Below are 18,350 nucleotides of genomic sequence, written 5' to 3'. Positions count from 1 at the left end.
CGAAGGAGTAGCGCGACCATGCAGCAACAGACGGTCACTTCGGACGTCACGGTCATCGGAGGCGGCCTCGCCGGTGTCGCGGCAGCCATCGCCGCCGCCCGGGCGGGCGCGACAGTCGCGCTGATCAACAACCGCCCGGTCCTCGGCGGGAACTCGAGCTCCGAGATCCGGGTCTGGGTGTGCGGTGCGACGGCGCACGGTGCGCAGAAGTACGCCAGAGAGACCGGGATCATGGGAGAGCTCTACCTGGAGAACCAGTACCGCAACCCCGAAGGCAATCCGTACTTCTGGGATCAGGTCGTCCTGGACGCGGTTCGCGCTGAGACCGGCATCACCCTCTTCCTCAACACCGACGTGACAGCGGTCAACGCGGACGGCGACGACGACGATCGCCGGATCATCGACGTGACCGGCTGGCAGCAGGGCTCCGAACGGCGTCTCACCTTCGCGGGGCCGGTGTTCATCGACGCGAGTGGCGACGGCCTCGTCGGCGAGCTCGCAGGAGCCTGGTACGCGTCCGGTCGGGAGGCGGCGAGTGTCTACCAGGAGGAATGGGCGCCGGAGGTCCCCGACGGCAACATGCTCGGCAGCACGCTGTTCTTCTACACCAAGGACCTCGGTGAGCCTGTGCGCTACGTGCCGCCGTCGATCGCGAAGGACATCGCGGAGACCAGCATCCTGGTCCATCGCAGGATCGACACCAGCGCCAACGGCTGCGACTACTGGTGGATCGAGTGGGGCGGAGAACTCGACGCGGTGGCCGACAACGAGCGCATTCGCGACGAGCTGTGGGCCGTCGTCTACGGCATCTGGGACCACATCAAGAACTCCGGACGCTTCGACGCCGAGACACTGACGCTGGAATGGGTCGGCTCCGTGCCGGGCAAGCGCGAGTATCGCCGGTTCCTGGGAGATCACGTGCTGACCCAGAGCGACATCATGGACCAGACGCGCTTCGACGATCGGATCGGCTTCGGCGGCTGGTCCATCGACCTGCACCCGCCGGGAGGGATGTACTCCACCGACCACGGCTCCAAGCACCTGTTCACGTCAGGGGTTTACCACATCCCCTTCCGCTCGCTGTACTCCAGGAACACCCGCAATCTCCTGATGGCCGGGCGCGACATCTCCGCCAGCCACGTCGCCTTCGGCACCACCCGTGTCATGGCGACCTGCGCTGTCACCGGAGAGGCCGCCGGGGCCGGTGCGGCTCTCGCGGCGCTGCAGGGAATCACTCCGCGCCGGGTCGCGACAGAGCGGATGGCCGAGCTCCAGCAGCTGCTGCTGCGCAGCGACGCCTCTCTGCTCGGCGTGCCGTGGACCTCGGAGGACGATCGTGCCTTCGCGGCCGACATCACCGCTTCCAGCACCCTGACCACGCTTCGCGTCGAAGAAGCACCAGACGCCGTGCCGTACGCCCTGGACGAGCACGACTTCGGCCTCCACCTGCCCGTGGACCCTGTGCTCGACAGCGTCGGCATCCTCGTCGAGGCGGCCGGCCCGACGGAGGTGACCGTCGAGCTGTGGAGCACCGAGGGCGGCGAGAACCACATCCCGGTGCGCTTCGTCGATCGACGGACGCTGCACGTCGAGGCCGGCCGCAGCATGGTCGGCGCGGACTTCGGCTACGCGCCGACGACACCGGAAGACGTCGTCGTGGTGATCCGCCGAGCACCAGGACTCTCGGTGATCGTGAACGCAGGGGCTGCGCCATCCGGCGTGCTCGGGCTGCTCAGCCGTACGCCGGCGACCGATCTCAACCGGCCCCAGTCCAACGCGTGGTCTGCGGCCGAGCTGCGGAGGCATTCTCCGGTCTTCGAGGCTGCTCCGGCGACGCTGGCCTACGAACCCGAGCACGCCGTCGGCGGGTACGCCCGTCCGTACGGCGGCCCGAATCTGTGGTCGTCCGAACGCATCGCGTCAGGGCGAGAGGAGTCCCTGGAGCTGCGCTGGCCAGGACCGATCGGCGCCGGGCGCATCGAGGTGATCTTCAACGACGAGGTGGACGAGGACCTCGTGAACCTCCACCACCATCGCACCCCGTTCGCCGTGATCCCCGAACTCGTGCGCGACTACCGCATCGAGGCCGCGACCGCGGATGGCTGGGTGACGCTCGACGTGGTGGCCGGCAACCGCCGCCGCCGTCGCGTCCACGACCTCGGCGGAGTGACCACGGATGCCGTAAGGCTCGTCGTCGAGGCGACGAACGGGTCGGCGTGGGCGAGCGTCGTCGCCGTCCGCGTGTTCGAGTGACAGGGTCAGGCCGGCAGGGCGAACGACGCGTTCAGCCGCTGAGCCACGAGCATCCAGAGCACGGCCCCGACGAAATCGTCGCTCGCCCGCCCCGCGAAGTACTCGGTCCAGGTGCGCCCGCCGCCTGTGCCGGTGTAGAGCACCAGGTCGGCCTCGCGTGTGACGCGCCCGTCCGGCACACCGGTGATGACGATCGTGGTCGCTCCGTGGGCGGAGGCCTCGTGCAGGAAGGACTCCACGATCGCGCTGTCGCCGTTGCGGGACACCGCCACCGCTACCCCCTTCCGGTCGAGCAGGCTCGCACCCACCTTCGCGGCGTACGCGCCCTCGTGCATCCAGACCGGAACGCCCAGCCGCATGAGCCGCATGGACAGCTCGTCGGCGGGCGGACGGTCGCCCCACTCTCCGAAGATCTCGACGCGCGTCGCAGCAGCGATCTTCTCCGCCGCCTGGCCGAGGAGGCCGAGGTCGACGTTCGACAGCGCGTTGCGGAGCGCACGGAACTCGTGGCCCGCCAGCACGTTCATGACCTGCTCCGGCGAATCCGTGGGGGTGACGTCCGGCCCGATGTCGCTCGCCCATCCCGCCTGCGACTCGCGCCCCGCCTCGTTCGCGACCGCCGCGCGGAACGCGGGAAACCCGGAGTATCCGAGCGAGACGGAGAGTCGCGTGACCGTCGCGGGCTGTGTGTCTGCCTGCGACGCAAGCCACGTGATGGAGTTGCGCCCGGCCTCGAACGGGTCGGTGAGCACGATCTCGGCGACGCGCTTGCGCGCGCCGGACAGCGTCGGCAGCGCGTGTCGGACGAGTTCGAGCGGGCTGGGCTCTGCTGCGGTGGTCAAGAAGGCCTCCCTCACTGTGCGGCGCGAAGCACCTACTGAAAATAAATTACACGAGAGGATGCCGGATGCGCTTCTGGTACGGAGCCGATTACAACCCTGAGCAGTGGCCGGAGGCGACGCACGAGGAGGACATTCGCCTCATGGTGGAGGCCGGCGTCACCGTCGCGACCGTCGGCGTCTTCTCGTGGGCCTTCCTGGAACCGGAGGAGGGACGATTCGAGTTCGAGTGGCTCGACCGCGTGCTGGACCGCCTGCACGCGGCCGGCATCGGCGCCGACCTCGCGACCGCGACCGCGACGCCGCCGCAGTGGCTGTCCCTGAACCACCCGGACACCCTGCTGGTGGACGAGTGGGGGCACGTGCTCTCGCCGGGCAGTCGCCAGCACGTCAACCCGAGTTCGGCGACGTACCGACGGCTGGCCCTCCGCCTCGTCGGCGCCATCGCAGAACGCTACGGCGACCACCCTGCCCTGGTGGCCTGGCACGTCGGAAACGAGTTCGGCAACGACAATCCCAGGGACTACGGCGACGAGACCGCGCTGGCCTTCCGCGACTGGCTCCGGCGCCGCTACGGGTCCATCGACGAGCTGAACGCCCGCTGGGGCACCGCGTTCTGGTCGCAGCGCTATTCGTCGTTCGACCAGGTCCTCCCTCCGCGCGCTGCCCCCACCTTCCGCAATCCGGCCCACCTTCTCGACTTCGACCGATTCGGTTCGGACGCTCTGCTCGACGGGTACCGCGCGGAGGCCGCCGTGCTGCGGCAGGCGACACCTCACATCCCGGTCACCACCAACTTCATGGGGATGTTCAAGCCGGCGGACTACTGGTCCTGGGCGGGCGAGGTGGATGTGGTGAGCGACGACGCGTATCCCGACCCCGCGCATCCAGGGTCGTGGAAGGACGCCGCCCTGCACAGGGATCTCATGCGGTCGCTCGGCGACGGCCGCCCCTGGCTCCTGATGGAGCAGTCGACGAGCGCTGTCAACTGGCGCGACCTCAACGCCCCGAAACTGCCAGGCCAGATGCGCGCGCTGTCGTACCAGGCCATCGCCCGCGGCGCGGACGGCGTGATGTTCTTCCAGTGGCGTCAATCCCGGCGCGGCGGCGAGAAATTCCACTCCGCGATGGTGCCGCACGCCGGCACGGACACACGCATCTGGCGCGAGGTCTGCGAGCTCGGCGCCGAACTGCGCGGCCTCGACGATCTCGTCGGCACCAGGGTGCAACGACCAGACGTCGCCATCGTGGTCGACTGGGACTCGTGGTGGAGCATCGAGCAGCAGGCGACGCCCGCCCGCATCGATTACGCGCAGGTCATCGCCAGCTGGCACCACGCGCTCCTCGACCTCGGAGTGAACGCGGACTTCGTAGCCCGTGGCGGCGAGCTGTCTGCGTATCGGGTCGTGATCGCGCCTGCGCTGTTCGTCGTCTGTGACGAGGACGCAGATCGGCTCGGCGGCTTCGTCCACGACGGAGGCACCCTGCTGGTCGCCGCACCGACCGGCGTCGTCGACCAGGATGCGGCCTTACCGGAGGGCGGTCACCTCGGGCGGCTGGCGGACCTCCTCGGCATCGAGGTCGAGGAGTACGCACCGCACGGTCCAGCGGACGCCGTCCGACTGGTGGGAGCGCTCGACTGCTCTGTCACGCAATGGGCCGAGGTCGTCCACGCACGGGGCGCCGAGGTCGTCGCCGGCTTCTCCGGCGGTCTCGCGGACGGCGGCCCCGCGCTGACGCGTGCAGCCGTCGGCGACGGATCGGGATGGTATCTGGCGGCAGACCCAGACGACGAGGGGGTCCGCGGAGTGCTGACGTCCGTTCTCGCCGACGCCGGTGTCGCGCTGCACGAGACTCCGGACGGGGTCGAGGTGGTGCGCAGGGGAGCGCTGACCTTCGTGGTCAACCACAGCCGTGTCTCCGCCCGCGTCGACGTCGCCGGCATCGACCGGCTGACGGGCGACCGTGTCGACGGCCCAGTGCTCGCGCCATTCGGTGTACTTCTCGTGACGTCGGATTGAGCGCAGGCGGAGAACTCACGCCTCGAGCGGCCCGCGATCCGGCTGAGCGAGCCACCTCGCACGGGACGGGAGGACCCCGCCGAGCGCGAGCACGACGAGCTCGTTCTCGCCCGTTCGCGTCGCGGGTCCAGGCACGTAGAGGGAATGCTGCGGCCCTCGGCTCCAATAGCGACCGAGCGGCCAGCCGTTGACCCAGGCGAAGCCCTTGCCCAGGTCTCGCGTGGCCAGCTGCAGGTCCGCGGGTTCGTCGAGCAGGAATGTGGATCGGGCGACGACAGGACCGAGGGCCCCCGTGCGGCCGTCGTGCTCGGTGTCCAGGTAGCGGTCGGGACGGTCGAGGTCGATGGGGGTCGCAGACCAGCCCCGCAGCTCGCGCCCGTTCACCGTGACCAGCCCGATCAGCCCCTTGGGCTCGCCGAGCCTCTGCCCGTAGTTCACACGTCCCTGATCCTCGACGAGGATCTCGAGCAACCGGATGCCGTCCGGCAGTTCGATCCCGACATCGTTGTGCTCCCGTTCGAGAACGCCGATCGGACGACCGTCTGCGAACACCTGCGCGCGATCGCGCACCTCACCGACGCGCAGGACGCCGGCGGTCGCCCTCGCCCGATAGAGCACGAGCCCCCGGTACACGCCCAGATCGTCCATGCTCGGAACGGATGAGAACTCGCTGCCCCTCTCGAGCGGTACGGCCGGCAGCAGGCGGGCAGCGGCGTCGAACGGGGAGGAGAAGGCCGGCGAGGCAGACGGCTCGCGACGTACGCGCTCCGGCAGGCGCGCGTACCGCCCGATGACCTCGCGGAACGCCAGATACTTCGCCGTGGTCGCGCCGTGCTCGCTGAGCGGGGCGTCGTAGTCGTACGAGGTCGTCGTCGGCTCGTAGTATCCCTTGTGATTGGCCCCGTTGGTGAGGCCGAAGTTGGTGCCGCCGTGGAACATGTAGATGTTGACCGACGCCCCGGTCGAGAGGATCTCGTCGAGCTCGCGCGCGGCGGTCGCGGCGTCTGTCGTGTTGTGCCGGCCGCCCCAGTGGTCGAACCAGCCGTCCCAGAACTCCGCACACATGAGCGGGCCATCCGGTTGGTGCTTCCTCAATCGGCCGAGGCGCTCGATCCCGTTCGACCCGAATGATGCGGTGAGGTGAGCTCCCGCGACGCTGCCGTTCTCGAGCATCCTGTCTTCCGGCTGGTCGACGGTGGTCAGCGGAACAGTGACGGCCCCGGCCCGCATCCAGCGCACCAGGGTGGTCAGGTACTCCTTGTCAGAGCCATACGCCCCGTACTCGTTCTCGACCTGCAGCAGGATGACGGGACCCCCTCGATCCACCTGACGCGGGACGAGGATCGGAAGGACCGAGGCCAGGTAGTCGCCCACCGCGCGCAGGAAGGTCGGATCGCTGCAGCGGATGTTGCTGCCGCACTCACGCGTCAGCCAGCCGGGGAGACCGCCGTTGTCCCACTCCGCGCAGATGAAGGGGCCCGGACGGACGATTGCGTGCATCCCTGCGTCGGCGATCAGGTCGAGGAAGCGCCCGAGGTCGAGTGCACCATCGGTGCGGAAGGATCCGCGTTCGGGCTCGTGCTCGTTCCACGCCACATACGTCTCGATGGTGTTGAGCCCCATCTCTTTCGCAGCGAGGATGCGGTCCTCCCACTGCTCGGGATGCACGCGGAAGTAGTGCAGCGCCCCCGCGAGGATGCGGAACGGCTCACCGTCGAGTAGGAAGTCGCGTTCGCCGATGGCAAAGGTGGTCATGGGACTCCTCGAAAAGGGCAGGGAATGGGTGGAGTGGCGGCAGAGAGAAGCGGCCGGCGCTTGCGCACCGGCCGCTCCTTCGCACTAGTTGACGGTGAAACCTTGCTGTTTGCCGTAGGTGACGAGCTTGTCGCCCCACGCCTTCAGGCCCTCTTTCAGCGTCGTCTTGCCGACCCAGGCCTGGCCGGCGGTGTCGCTGAACACCGAGTTCGCGTACGACTGGTACGGCAGGTACTGCCAGCCCTTGATGGCGTCTGCAGCGGACTGGGAGAAGATCTTGTTGATCTGCTGGCCGCCGAAGTAGTCGTTCTTGGCGTCGAGGAACTCACTGGAGTTCTGTTCCTTCACTGTCGCGGGGTACTGGCCGGCCGCGATGGAGAGCTGGATTCCTGGGCCGGTCTCCATGAACTTCAAGAACTCGGCCGCGACGAGCTGGTGCTGCTTCGAGCTCTGCTTGAGCATCGCGTATCCGCCACCGCCGTTCATGGCGCTCGCCGTCTGGCTCTCCTCGTACTGCGGCATTGCGGCGACGCGCCACTGTCCCGCACCCGTCGGCACGCTGGACTTCAGCGACCCGGCCATCCACGCACCGCTGACGACGGTGGCGATCTTGCCGTTGGCGAGGCCCTGGTACCAGTCATTGCTGAATCCAGAGGCCGGCATGAGGAGCTTGCCGTCCAGAAGCGGCTGATAGAAGTCGGTGAATGTGTCTGCGGCGGCGCCCGAGAAGTCGACAGATACGTCGGACGTTCCCTTCACCTGGAAGGGCTTGGCGCCGGCCTGCCAGAGCATGCTGGAGACCATCCCCGCGTCTCCCGTGTCTGCTGCGATGTACGCAGTCGGGTCGGCGTCGTGGATCGTCTTGGCGTCCGCCGCGTACTCTGCCCACGTCTTCGGAACATCGAGGCCGTACTTGTCGAAGACGGTCTTGTTGTAGAACATGGCGATGGGGCCCGCGTTGTGCGGCAACTCGTACAGCCCGCCGTTGAGATTCGTCGAGTTCCAGATCGCCGGCGTGAAGAGATCTTTGTACTTCCCGTAGCCGAAGGTGTTCAGATCGACCAGGCTGCCCTCGAGAGCGAACTGCGGGATCGTCTGGTATTCGACGGTCGCGAGATCGGGGGCGCCCGAGCCCGCCTTGATGGCGTTCTCCAGCTTCTGGTAGTGCGCCGCACCCGTGCCGACGTTGACCAGCTTCACCGTGACGTTCGGGTACTTCTTCTCGAACGCGTCGACGATGCCGGTCAGGGTGGTGGCCCATGTCCAGATCGTGATGGTGGTCTTCTTCTTCATGGCTGCGTCGATCTGCGCCTGGGTGACGCTCGCGGTGGGGGTGTCGCCGGCCGAGGATGCACCGGAGCAGCCCGCGAGGCCGGCCGTGACGGCGAGGCCCACGGAGGCGGCGACGACGAGCTTCTTCGCGCGAAGTCGCCAGCGGCTGTGTTTGATCATTCGGGAGTTCACCTTTCTTGGTTGCCGGGGAGAGACCGGACGTTTCAGGCCTTCACGCTTCCGGCCGCAAGGCCGGACTGCCAGAACCGCTGCAGGAAGAGGAAGGCGACGATGAGCGGCACGATGGTGAGCAGCGAGCCGGTGATGACGAGGTTGAAGACCGTCTCGCCGCCCGCGGTGTTGGCCTGTTCGCTCCACTGGTTGAGCCCGACCGTGAGCGGGTACCATTTGGGGTCGCTCAGCATGATCAGGGGAAGGAAGTAGTTGTTCCACGTGCCGACGATGTCGAGCAGCAGCACGGAGACCACACCGGGGGCGAGGAGCCGCGACGAGATCGTGAAGAAGGTGCGGAACTCCCCTGCGCCGTCCATGCGTGCCGCCTCGAGGAGTTCGTTCGGCACTGCTTCCCGCGAATAGCTCCACATCAGGAACAACCCGAACGACGAGACGAGCGACGGGATGAACACCGCCCAGGGCGTATTCGTGAGCCCGAGCTGACTGAACAGCAGAAAGGTGGGGACCGCGAGCGCCGAGCCGGGAACGGCGACAGCGCCGATGATCACGGCGAACAACACGCGCTTGCCGGGGAAGTCGAACTTGGCGAGCCCGTAGCCGCCGAGGGTGGAGAGGAATGTCGAGCCGAACGCGCCGACCACCGTGTAGAGGAGGGTGTTGAGCACCCACCTGCCGAAGGTGCCGTCTTGGTAGGTGAAGACCTGAACGACGTTGTCCCAGAACGCGAACGGGCCGGAGAACCACAGACCGAAGCTCGACACCAGCGCGCCTTGAGTCTTGGTCGAGCTGATCACCAGCCAGAACAGGGGCAGCATGCTGTACGCGAACAGCACGGACATCAGCGCCGTGAGAAGCCAGGACTTGCGGGGCTTGAGTCCGTTCCGTCTGCGCGAGGGACGCTGGCCGTCCTCGGTTGCGAGGGTCCCGGTCTCTGACGTGCGCGGGAGAGTGGCGATGGCCATGATTCAGCCCTTTCGGTTTCCGACGCGCTGGATGACGTATGCGACGATCATCGTGATGACCCCCATGACGATCGCCACCGTCGCCGCCGAGTTGAACTGCTGGCCGGCGAACGAGAGGTTGTACGCGTACATGTTGGGCGTGAAGTGGGAGCTGATGGCGTTCGGCGCCAGCGCCTTGAGGATGTTCGGCTCGTTGAACAGCTGGAAGGCCGCGATCGTCGAGAACATCACGGTCACCACCAGGGCGGGACGGATGGCTGGAAGCTTGATCGCGGCGATCACCCTCCACGCTCCCGCCCCGTCGATCTCGGCGGCTTCGTAAAGCTCCCCCGGCACCACCCGCAGCGCTGAATAGAAGACGAGCATGTTGTAGCCCATCGTGAGCCAGACCATGATGTTGCCGATCGAGAGCAGCACCAGATTGCTGGAGAGCGGGTCCGGGATGGTGATGCCGAAGAACTGGTTGATGTTCCCCACCAACCCGAAATGGGTGCCGTACATGTATCCCCAGAGCAGGGCGGCGACCACTCCCGGCACCGCGTGCGGCAGGAAGATCGTGAGGCGGAAGAGTCGAGGTGCGTGCAGCCTGGCCGAGTCGAGGGCCAGTGCCGTCAGCAGTGCGAGCCCCAGCATGACCGGGACGAACACGACGAGGTAGAGGCATACGCGGGTGAGCGCATCCCAGAAGTCCGGGCTGGTGAGTTGCTCGACGTAGTTGCCGAATCCGACGAAGGCATTGCCGCCGATCAGTCTGTGCTGGAAGAGGCTGAGGTAGATCGTGTATGCCAGTGGCGCGATGAGCACGAAAGCGAAGGCGATCGTGAACGGTGCGACAAAGGCCCAGCCGATCCAAGAGCGGCGCGGCCGACGTCGACGCGTCTGCAGCGTCGTCGTCGGTGCCGTGCTCGACATCGTCGTCATGGGAGTCCTATCCGTGCGGGCCGGGGGGCCGTGGTGCTGGAGTAGAGAGTCGCATGCGTTACCGATGCTTGTCAAATGATTTGCACTGGCTGGGAGTTTGCGTGACCAATTTGATACTTATTTGCAAGCCGGTTTTCATTCACAACGCGTGCAAAATCATTTTCATCAAGCGGCAGCTGACGCTGGTGCTCCCCATAATTCTTTGATTCGCTCGGCTCATGACCATGCCGCGCTCCCCCGCAGACGCGCGCGGCGTGACCGACACGCTGCTCCGCGTCCGGCACGCCGTCACGCCCGTCCGCTCAGCCGCCGTCCACGCACGCGTCCACGACCTCCAGCAGCTCCCTGCTCGCCAGGATCCGGAAGTGGCCGCCGACCGGAAGCTCCACGTTCCGCGCCCCGGCGAGCGCACTCCCGCCGGGGATGTGCGGGTCGAACCAGCCGAAGACGGACACGATCCGCTCGTTCGCCGCGCTCTCCGCGGCCAGCCTCAGGAGGGCGGCATCGGTCGGGGCGAGCGAGCGCAGGCTGCGCGTCGGCAGATAGCGCGCGTAGACCGACCCGGCGAACGGTGTACTGACCGCGACCGCCAGGCGCACGCGGGCGCCCTCCAGACTGGACGCCATCAGCTGCTTTGCGATCAGGCCGCCCTTGCTGTGGGCGACGATGGTCACCCCTGTCAGGTCGTGCTCCGCGAGATACGCGGCGACACGGTCTGCCCCGTCTCCGATGGTCGAGCCGTTCCTGCCGAGAGCGGCCACCACGTGCACGGCGTTGCCGCGCGCGTGCAGGTGCCGCGCGAGCGGGAGCATGAACCGCCAGGTCTCCAGTATCCCGGGCAGCAGCAGCACCGTGGATGCGCCCGGTCGACCCGCCGCGAGCATCCCCGGGTCGTCTCGGCTGAAGGCCGCGCGCACCTGGTGACGTGCCGCGTACAGATAGTCGAGCGCCCAGATCCCCGCCTTGCGGAGGACGCCCTCCGCCCGGCGGGGCGACCGGGACCCGGGCTCGCTCACCGCGCGACACCGGCGAGCGCCGCGAGCAGCGCAGCCGTCTGCTCCGGCTTCGCATGCATCGCCAGGTGGCGGGACCCGCCGATGGAGCGAGCCCCGCCCCGCCTGGCCGACGCGGCGAGCACCGACACCCAGCCGACGCGTGCGATCGGGTCGCGCTCACCACGCAGTACCAGCACGGGCTGATCGAGGCGCGGCACGTCATCTTCGATGCGGTAGGTCAGCATCGACGGCAGCACCGTCAGATACCAGCGCAGACCGCACCGGATGTAGTCGGTCAGCACCACGACGTTCGCCCTGGGGCTCTCGCCGACGGTGTCCAGCGCCAGCAGGGCGGCAGCGCGGAACGGGGTGCGGTCGCGGGGATCCATCACGGGACCCATCAGGGCGACGGCGCTCACTGCATCCGGCCGGTCGATGGCCAGCCTGGTCACGACCTGCGCACCCATCGAGTGGCCGAGCACCACGCACCCCGCTAGGCCGAGGTCGTCGACGACCGCGGCCACCGCCGCAGCGAAATCCTCGACACCCATCGGGTGGCCCGGCTTCGGGTTCCTGCCGAATCCCGGCAGATCCACGGCGACCACCCTCGCGCTCCTGGCGAGGACGGGGACCAGCCGCTCGAACGACCGGGAGCTCACCCCGATGCCGTGGACGAGGAGGTACGTGGTGTCTCCGGAACCGGTGTCGACGGTGACGACGGCGTTCGCCTGCTGACGGGGTGGGGCGCTCTGCGCGTCGTTGGTCACTCCTGCTTTGTACACCCTGCCACCGGGACGCGCGGATAGTAAGCCTGCTTATAATCGGTGCAACCCGCGCCGACCGGAGGAGTCCCGATGCCCAGACCACCGCACCGCGGAAGGCGCCGCACCGTGCGCATCCTGGTCTCGATCGTCGCCGTCCTCGTGCTCGTGCTCGTCGGCTTCCTCGCCTGGGCGAACACGCCGATGATGGGAGACCGCGCCGCAGCGATCGAGGTGTGGACGAACCCGGCGGTGAGTATCACCGACGAGGGCGACTCCGTGCTGCTCGCGCCGACAGGCACCCCGTCCGGGCAGGGCCTGGTGTTCATCCCCGGCGCGCTCGTCGACCCGTACGCCTACCTCTCGAAGCTCGCCGGAGCCGTGGAGGAGACCGGGCTGACGGTCGTCGTCACCAAGCCGACGCTGAACCTGGCCTTCTTCGACCAGCGGCCGCTGTCGACGTTCACCGCGCACGCCCCAGACGTGACCTCGTGGTACGCCGGCGGCCACTCGCTCGGCGGTGTGCGTGCGTGCCAGCTCGCGTCGGACCCGGCCGTCGACGGACTGATCCTGTTCGGCAGCTACTGCGCGAACGACCTCAGCGGAACCGACCTGCGGGTGCTCTCGATCGGCGGCAGCGACGACGGCCTCAGCACGCCCGCGAAGATCGACGCGGCCAGGCACCTGCTGCCGGCGGACGCCACAATGGTCGAGATCGCAGGGATGAACCACGCCCAGTTCGGCGACTACGGAACGCAGTCGGGCGACAACGCGCCCGGCATCAGCGACGACGAGGCCCGCACGAAGGTGACCGACGCGCTCACGGCATTCCTGGGGTCCGCAGGGTAGTTCCCTCGTCTAGAAGCCTTCCGGCCGTCGCGGCGTGTACGGGCGCTCCAGCAGCGCGCACTCCTCCGACGCGAGCGTCAGATCGACCGAGGCGACCGCATCCACCAGGTGCTGCTGCTTCGTCGCGCCGACGATCGGCGCCGTCACCGCGCTCTGCTGACGCACCCAGGCGAGCGCCACCTGCGCACGCGAGACGCCGCGCGCCTCGGCGACCAGGGCGACGGCGTCGACGATGCCGCGGTTGGACTCATCGTCGCCGCGGTACAGAGTCGCGCCGAACGCGTCTCCCGCCGAACGGTCGGTCGTCTCGCCCCAGTCGCGCGTCAACACCCCGCGGGCGAGCGGCGACCACGGGATGACACCGACGCCCTGGTCGACGCACAGGGGATGCATCTCCCGCTCCTCCTCGCGCTGCAGCAGGTTGTACTGGTCCTGCATCGAGACGAACCGCGCCCAGCCATTGGCCTCGGCCACGGCCTGGGCCTTCGCGAACTGCCACGCCCACATCGAGGACGCACCGATGTAGCGGGCCTTGCCGGAGCGGACGACGTCGTTCAGCGCCTCCATCGTCTCCTCGATCGGCGTCGACGGGTCCCACCGGTGGATCTGGTACAGGTCGACGTGATCGGTGCCGAGCCTGCGGAGACTGTCGTCGATGGCCGACAGGATGTGCGCCCTCGACAGGCCGGCACGGTTCGGGCTCTGCCCCATCCGGCCGTGCACCTTGGTGGCGATGACCACGTCGTCGCGCTCCGCGAAGTCGGCGAGCGCCCGCCCCACGATCTCCTCGCTGGTGCCGTCGGAGTACACGTCTGCCGTGTCAAACGTCGTGATCCCGGCCTCCAGAGCGCTCCGGATGAACGGCCTGCTCGCCTCCTCGTCGAGGCTCCAGGGATGCGCACCCCGCTCCGGCACGCCGTAGCTCATGCAGCCGAGGACGACCGCCGAGATCTTCAGACCTGTGCTGCCGAGGTTGACGTACTCCATGCGTGCTCCCATCCGGTTCGAACAGGCTCAACCGTACCCCCGCGTGTCCGTCGAGCCCGGCCTCCGTCACGCTGAAACCACTGGCACGATGAGAGAATCGGGGCTCTGCGGCGCAGGCGGCGCGCTTAGGATGAACCGATGGACGAGCAGACCGTGAACGCCGACGAGCAGCGTCCGGAGAACTGGCCGATCGGCCGTTTGCTCGGCGTCGCGTCGCGCGCGGTCGAGCGGACCTGGGCGCAGGCGCTCGAACAGCGCGGACTCACCCACGCCGGGCTGATCGTGCTGCACTTCCTGGATGCCGGCATCACCTCGCAGGCCGACCTCGCGCGGCTCGCGCGCGTCGAGGCGCAGACGATGTCGCGCACGGTCGACAGGCTCGAACGCGAAGGACTCGTCACGCGCTCCCCGTACCCGGGCGACAGACGCAGGCACGCGCTCAGCATCACCGACGCCGGGCGCGAGGCGTTCGCGGGGGCGAAGGACCTGGAGCGGGACGTGTTCCCGGCCGTCGACGATCCGGATGCGTTGCGCGCCGCGCTGGTGCAGATCGTCGCGGCGGTGGGCGAGCGGGGGTGAGCGGGACGAGCCGGGGCGGGCCGAGTCGGGGCGGGCCGAGCCTGGGCGGGCCGGCCCTGGGTGGTCCACAGCCGCGCAGGCCGGCAGCGTCACTCCGCCGCTGGCACCTTCACGATCAGGCTCTTCGGGTCGATCCAGGTCTTGATCGCGACCGCGCGGCCGAACAGGTCGCCGTCGAGTTCCACGTCCTCCGGGCGGCTCAGGCGCAGCACGAACTCGCTGCCCTTCAGGTAGTTGAGGGCGCGCACTTCCTTCGACATGCTCAGCAGCCGCCGCCCTGCCGATGTGCGGCGCAGCACGCCGTTCTCCCAAAACACCTTCGCGAGGATCTGCACCCAGCCGATGAAACCCTCCGGGCGCAGCACCACGATGTCGAACTCGCCGTCGTCGACCGCGGCGTCCGGCAGCAGAAGGATGTTGCCAGGCAGTGAGCCGCAGTTGCCGATCATCACGGTGTGCGCGCGTAGCGAGCGCGCCCGTCCGCCGTCGAGCTGGTAGCGCAGGTGCAGTTCGTTCTTGTCGCGCAGCACGGTGCCGATCGCCCGAACGTACGCGAGCCACCCGGCCTTCGCCTTGAGGTCGTCGTCGGTGGCGGCGAGCATCTTCGCGTCGATGCCGAGACCTGCCATCACCAGGTACGAGTGCCTGCTCACCGTACCGTCGGCATCCCGGAGGTCGGCGACACCGACGTCGATCGGGCGGTCGTCGCCGTCGAACGCGGACTGCAGGGCGTTCTCCACGTCGTCGAGGGTGAGGCTCAGATTGCGGGCGAGCAGGTTCCCCGTGCCGGACGGGAGCAGGGCGAGCGGCGTCCCCGAGCCCTGCAGCACCTCGGCGACCGTGCGGACCGTGCCGTCGCCGCCCGCCGCGATCACCACATCCGCCCCGCGCTCCAGCGCCTGCTTCGCCTGCCCCGTACCCGGGTCGTCCTCCGTCGTCTCCAGCCAGATCGTCTCCCCCCAGCCGTAGCGGGACTCGGCCTCCTCGACGGCCGCGCGGACGGCGGGCAGGTCGACCTTGATCGGATTCACGACGATGGCAGCGGTCTTCAGGGAGTCCTCCTCGAATGGGCCACGCCGAATGCACGGGTCACGCGAGACACTACTGGCGCACGGGGCCTGACGGAACCGGCGCACGGCACATCCACGGCATGAAAAGCTGGGGGGATGCACGTTCTCGACAATCCCGCCTGGCACGCCCTCACCGGTGCGCAGCGCTCCCTGGCCATCGGACCAGCTGACGCGAAACGCTTCCGTCCCGACGTCTCACCGTTCGCGGCCGTCGCCGACCCTGACGGGCCGCTGGATGCGCTGGCCGGCCTGATCTTGCCTGCAGCGAGCGACGCGGACGCAGACGACGCTCTCGGCGTGTTCGGCGCATCCACAGGCCCGGACGGCTGGGAGACGCTCGGCGTGTACGACTGCTGGCAGCTGACTTACGAGCACGACACCGTGCCGGAGCTGCGGCCGCTCGGCGACGACGCCGTGCTGGTGGAGCTGGGCGACGCCGACGTTCCGGATGCGCTCGACCTGGTCGACCGCACCAGGCCGGGGCCGTTCCTCCCCCGCACGATCGAGTTCGGCGGGTATCGCGGCATCCGCGTCGGAGGACGGCTTGCGGCGATGGCGGGGCAGCGGATGCGGCCGGACGGGTGGTGCGAGGTCAGTGCGGTGTGCGTCGACCCGGACTTCCGCGGGCGCGGGTTCGCCGCGACGGCGATGGTCGAGGTGATGCGCGGCATCATCGCGCGGGGCGAGCGTCCCTTCCTGCACGTCGAGACGACGAATGAGCGCGCGACCAGCGTGTACGAAGCGCTCGGGTTCGAGCGGCGACGCAGGGCAAGCATCCTGGTCTGCCGCCCGCGCTGAGCGGCACGCGGTTCGATCGGGCGTCGGGCCGGCTAGCGGCTACTTGTTCTTGCCGTTCCCATTGCCGTTCCCGTTGTTGTTGCCTTTGCCCTTGTTGCCGTTCCCGTTGTTGCTCGGCGTCGGCGCAGGAGTGGTCGCTGGAGCGGACGTGGTCGGCGGCGGAGGCGTGGTCGGTGTGGCAGGCGGGGACGCCGGATCGGGGGTGGTGACCGGCCCGACGGTCGGCGCGAGGCTCGGAGTCGTCGACGTCGCCGGGGTGTGCGTGGCCGGGCCCGTCCCTGGCGACGTTCCGGACGGCGCGAGCAGCGCGCCGAGGCCGATGCCCCCGGCGACCAGCACCACCACCACGACGGCGATCACCGCCGCGACGAGTCCGCGGCGACGCTTCGTGGGGGTCAGCACGGTGGTCGGTGCGTCGGCTGCGTCGGCGGCGTCCGCTGCGGCAGCGCTCCCGTGCATCGCCACGGTCGGCGCCAGAGGCTCCGGCGGCACCTGAGCGTCCTGGCGAATCATCGCGACCGTTGGCTCATCCTCCGGCGCCAAACCGGCCGCACCCGCATCCCACCCTGCCAGTTGCGGTGCGAGCTCCCTCGCCATCACCGCTGTCTCCATCGCTGTCGGCCGCAGCGCCTGGTCGCGCGCCGTCATGGCGGCGAGCATCCCGCGCCAGTCCTCCGGCAGTGTGCTCGGGATGCGCGGGTCGTGAGCCGCCCTGGCGCTCACCGACTCGACGGGGGTGCCGGGGTACGAACGTCGACCGGTGAGCGCTTCGAGCAGCACAAGGCCGAGAGAGTAGATGTCGGCCGGCGCTCCTGGCTCGGCTCCCGCCACCTGTTCCGGGCTGAGGTACGCCGCCGTTCCGATGACCGTCCCGTCCGTGGTGAGACGTTCCGCACCGATCAGGTGGGCGATGCCGAAGTCCGCGAGCTTGGCGTGCAGCCGCCCTCCTGGCACCGTCGAGTCCGGCAGCAGGATATTGGCGGGCTTGAGGTCCCGATGCACCATTCCCGCGTCGTGCACCACCACCAGCCCCTCCGCGATCTCGGCGGCGAGCTCGGCCGCTTCCGGACCGGTCAGGGGTCCGTCGTCCAGGCGGGTGCGCAGGTCGGTTCCCGCGACAAGCTCCATGACGAGGAAGCTCGGCGTCTCGTCGCCCTCGACGGCCAGGTGCGCGTCGTGCAGGGTCACCAGGCTCGGGTGACTGAGCCGGGCGAGCAGCGTCGCCTCTCCGCGGCGGCGCGCGTCGTCGACGGCGGTCCCCGGCGCGAAGAGCTTGACGGCGACGAACCGGCCGAGCTGGCGGTCGAACGCGCGGTACACCGTCGCCATCCCTCCGCGACCGAGCGCGTCCTTCAGCTCGTAGCGGTCCAGCAGCACACGATCGTCCACCGTGCGAGCATACGCGCGGCCCTCGTCGTCGTCGCCCTGGCCGTGAATCAGCCGAAAGTGTCGGGTTCCTCCCTTGTCAGATCGGCGAACGTGGGTTGAGTGAGTGCTGTGAGTGACGAGACCGAGGTGCCGGACCGCCCAGAGACGGGCGTCCTCGAGGCGCTGCAGGTCTACCGGGCCGCGGAGGCCGCGATGCGTCGGCGCACCGGCGCTGCGATGGGCATCGGAGACAGCGACCTGCTCGCGCTCCGGTTCATCCTCGATCGTCGCGCGGTGGGAAGGGTGACAGCCTCCAAAGACGTCAGCGCGTATCTCGGCATCTCCAGCGCATCCACCACCGCCCTCATCGACCGGCTGGCGAAGGGCGGATTCGTGGAGCGCAAGCCCAGCACCGTCGACAAGCGCTCCATCGAGATCGTGCCGACCGCCGCCGCGCTCGGGGACACAGGGCCGATGCTCGAAGCCGCGCAGACCCAGATCGAAGCGGCGACCGCGGAGCTCAGCCCCGAGGAGGCCGCGACGATCACGCGCTTCCTCACCAAGATGCGCGAGACGGTCGACCGCATCTCGACCAAGCCCCGGCACTCCTGAACTCTCCTCCCCCGAACTGCGCGCGCGAGTAAAGCAGGAATTTTCGTCAAGTCAAGGGGATTGCTAGGCAACTGAACTAGTAGTTCTGTGGTGTCGTCAAGGAAAGGACACCT

The 18,350-nt window shown here is 68.6% G+C and carries 16 protein-coding genes; 6 read left to right on the top strand and 10 right to left on the bottom strand.

What is annotated here, in order from left to right; all coding sequences use genetic code 11:
- Positions 1 to 18 precede the first annotated feature (18 nt).
- Positions 19 to 2,253, top strand: a complete 2,235-nt coding sequence (locus ASE16_RS18505) for an FAD-dependent oxidoreductase (RefSeq protein WP_055898590.1) — start codon at positions 19 to 21, stop codon at positions 2,251 to 2,253.
- A gap of 5 nt (positions 2,254 to 2,258) precedes the next feature.
- Here ASE16_RS18505 and ASE16_RS18500 read toward each other — a convergent pair whose 3' ends face one another.
- Positions 2,259 to 3,095 (bottom strand): MurR/RpiR family transcriptional regulator, encoded by an 837-nt coding sequence (locus tag ASE16_RS18500; protein ID WP_055898589.1) that lies wholly within the window; start codon positions 3,093 to 3,095, stop codon positions 2,259 to 2,261.
- A 65-nt stretch (positions 3,096 to 3,160) separates the two neighbouring features.
- Here ASE16_RS18500 and ASE16_RS18495 point away from each other — a divergent pair, with 65 nt between their 5' ends.
- The gene (locus tag ASE16_RS18495; protein ID WP_055898586.1) at positions 3,161 to 5,113 is read left to right on the top strand and encodes a beta-galactosidase; all 1,953 of its coding nucleotides are present in this window, start codon (positions 3,161 to 3,163) and stop codon (positions 5,111 to 5,113) included.
- A 15-nt stretch (positions 5,114 to 5,128) separates the two neighbouring features.
- On the opposite strand, the gene ASE16_RS18490 is transcribed toward ASE16_RS18495, so the two are convergent.
- The 6 genes from ASE16_RS18490 to ASE16_RS18465 all read right to left on the bottom strand — a co-directional run bounded on the left by ASE16_RS18490 (position 5,129) and on the right by ASE16_RS18465 (position 11,980).
- A complete protein-coding gene (locus tag ASE16_RS18490) occupies positions 5,129 to 6,868 on the bottom strand; it encodes a glycoside hydrolase family 35 protein (RefSeq protein ID WP_055898583.1) in 1,740 nt (579 codons plus the stop codon).
- Positions 6,869 to 6,952: 84 nt separating this feature from the next.
- Positions 6,953 to 8,320, bottom strand: a complete 1,368-nt coding sequence (locus ASE16_RS18485) for an ABC transporter substrate-binding protein (protein WP_055898580.1) — start codon at positions 8,318 to 8,320, stop codon at positions 6,953 to 6,955.
- 44 nt (positions 8,321 to 8,364) lie between these two features.
- Positions 8,365 to 9,297 carry a carbohydrate ABC transporter permease gene (locus tag ASE16_RS18480; protein ID WP_082581573.1) on the bottom strand — a complete coding sequence of 311 codons (933 nt, stop codon included), beginning with the start codon at positions 9,295 to 9,297 and terminating at the stop codon, positions 8,365 to 8,367.
- Between the two features lie 3 nt (positions 9,298 to 9,300).
- The gene (locus ASE16_RS18475) at positions 9,301 to 10,218 is read right to left on the bottom strand and encodes a carbohydrate ABC transporter permease (protein WP_055898577.1); all 918 of its coding nucleotides are present in this window, start codon (positions 10,216 to 10,218) and stop codon (positions 9,301 to 9,303) included.
- 302 nt (positions 10,219 to 10,520) lie between these two features.
- The gene (locus ASE16_RS18470; RefSeq protein ID WP_235500635.1) at positions 10,521 to 11,234 is read right to left on the bottom strand and encodes an esterase/lipase family protein; all 714 of its coding nucleotides are present in this window, start codon (positions 11,232 to 11,234) and stop codon (positions 10,521 to 10,523) included.
- On the bottom strand, positions 11,231 to 11,980 hold the full coding sequence (locus ASE16_RS18465; protein ID WP_055898573.1) for an alpha/beta fold hydrolase: 750 nt from the start codon (positions 11,978 to 11,980) through the stop codon (positions 11,231 to 11,233). Before ASE16_RS18465 ends, ASE16_RS18470 begins: the two co-directional genes overlap by 4 nt.
- An 87-nt stretch (positions 11,981 to 12,067) precedes the next feature.
- On the opposite strand from ASE16_RS18465, the gene ASE16_RS18460 reads away from it, so the two are divergent.
- Positions 12,068 to 12,823 carry an alpha/beta hydrolase gene (locus tag ASE16_RS18460; RefSeq protein ID WP_055898571.1) on the top strand — a complete coding sequence of 252 codons (756 nt, stop codon included), beginning with the start codon at positions 12,068 to 12,070 and terminating at the stop codon, positions 12,821 to 12,823.
- 9 nt (positions 12,824 to 12,832) lie between these two features.
- Here ASE16_RS18460 and ASE16_RS18455 read toward each other — a convergent pair whose 3' ends face one another.
- Complete coding sequence (locus ASE16_RS18455) at positions 12,833 to 13,810, bottom strand: aldo/keto reductase (protein ID WP_055898567.1); 978 nt, start codon at positions 13,808 to 13,810, stop codon at positions 12,833 to 12,835.
- Positions 13,811 to 13,948: 138 nt separating this feature from the next.
- Between ASE16_RS18455 and ASE16_RS18450 the strand changes: the two genes are divergently transcribed.
- Positions 13,949 to 14,389 (top strand): MarR family winged helix-turn-helix transcriptional regulator, encoded by a 441-nt coding sequence (locus tag ASE16_RS18450; protein ID WP_055898564.1) that lies wholly within the window; start codon positions 13,949 to 13,951, stop codon positions 14,387 to 14,389.
- An 89-nt stretch (positions 14,390 to 14,478) separates the two neighbouring features.
- On the opposite strand, the gene ASE16_RS18445 is transcribed toward ASE16_RS18450, so the two are convergent.
- Entirely contained in the window at positions 14,479 to 15,420 is a 942-nt protein-coding gene (locus ASE16_RS18445) for a diacylglycerol/lipid kinase family protein (RefSeq protein ID WP_055898561.1), read from the bottom strand.
- A 135-nt stretch (positions 15,421 to 15,555) separates the two neighbouring features.
- Between ASE16_RS18445 and ASE16_RS18440 the strand changes: the two genes are divergently transcribed.
- A complete protein-coding gene (locus ASE16_RS18440; RefSeq protein WP_055898558.1) occupies positions 15,556 to 16,257 on the top strand; it encodes a GNAT family N-acetyltransferase in 702 nt (233 codons plus the stop codon).
- 39 nt (positions 16,258 to 16,296) lie between these two features.
- Here the strand turns inward: ASE16_RS18440 and ASE16_RS18435 are convergent, their stop codons facing one another.
- Entirely contained in the window at positions 16,297 to 17,646 is a 1,350-nt protein-coding gene (locus ASE16_RS18435; RefSeq protein ID WP_055898554.1) for a serine/threonine-protein kinase, read from the bottom strand.
- A gap of 108 nt (positions 17,647 to 17,754) precedes the next feature.
- On the opposite strand from ASE16_RS18435, the gene ASE16_RS18430 reads away from it, so the two are divergent.
- Positions 17,755 to 18,237, top strand: coding sequence for a MarR family winged helix-turn-helix transcriptional regulator (locus ASE16_RS18430; protein WP_055898551.1), 483 nt, complete (start codon positions 17,755 to 17,757; stop codon positions 18,235 to 18,237).
- Positions 18,238 to 18,350: the final 113 nt, after the last annotated feature.

This window comes from Leifsonia sp. Root227, from assembly GCF_001428745.1.
Classification (GTDB): Bacteria; Actinomycetota; Actinomycetes; order Actinomycetales; family Microbacteriaceae; genus Leifsonia.
The sequence above is the reverse complement of the archived record's forward strand: the minus strand, read 5'-3'. Positions and strand labels throughout refer to the sequence as shown.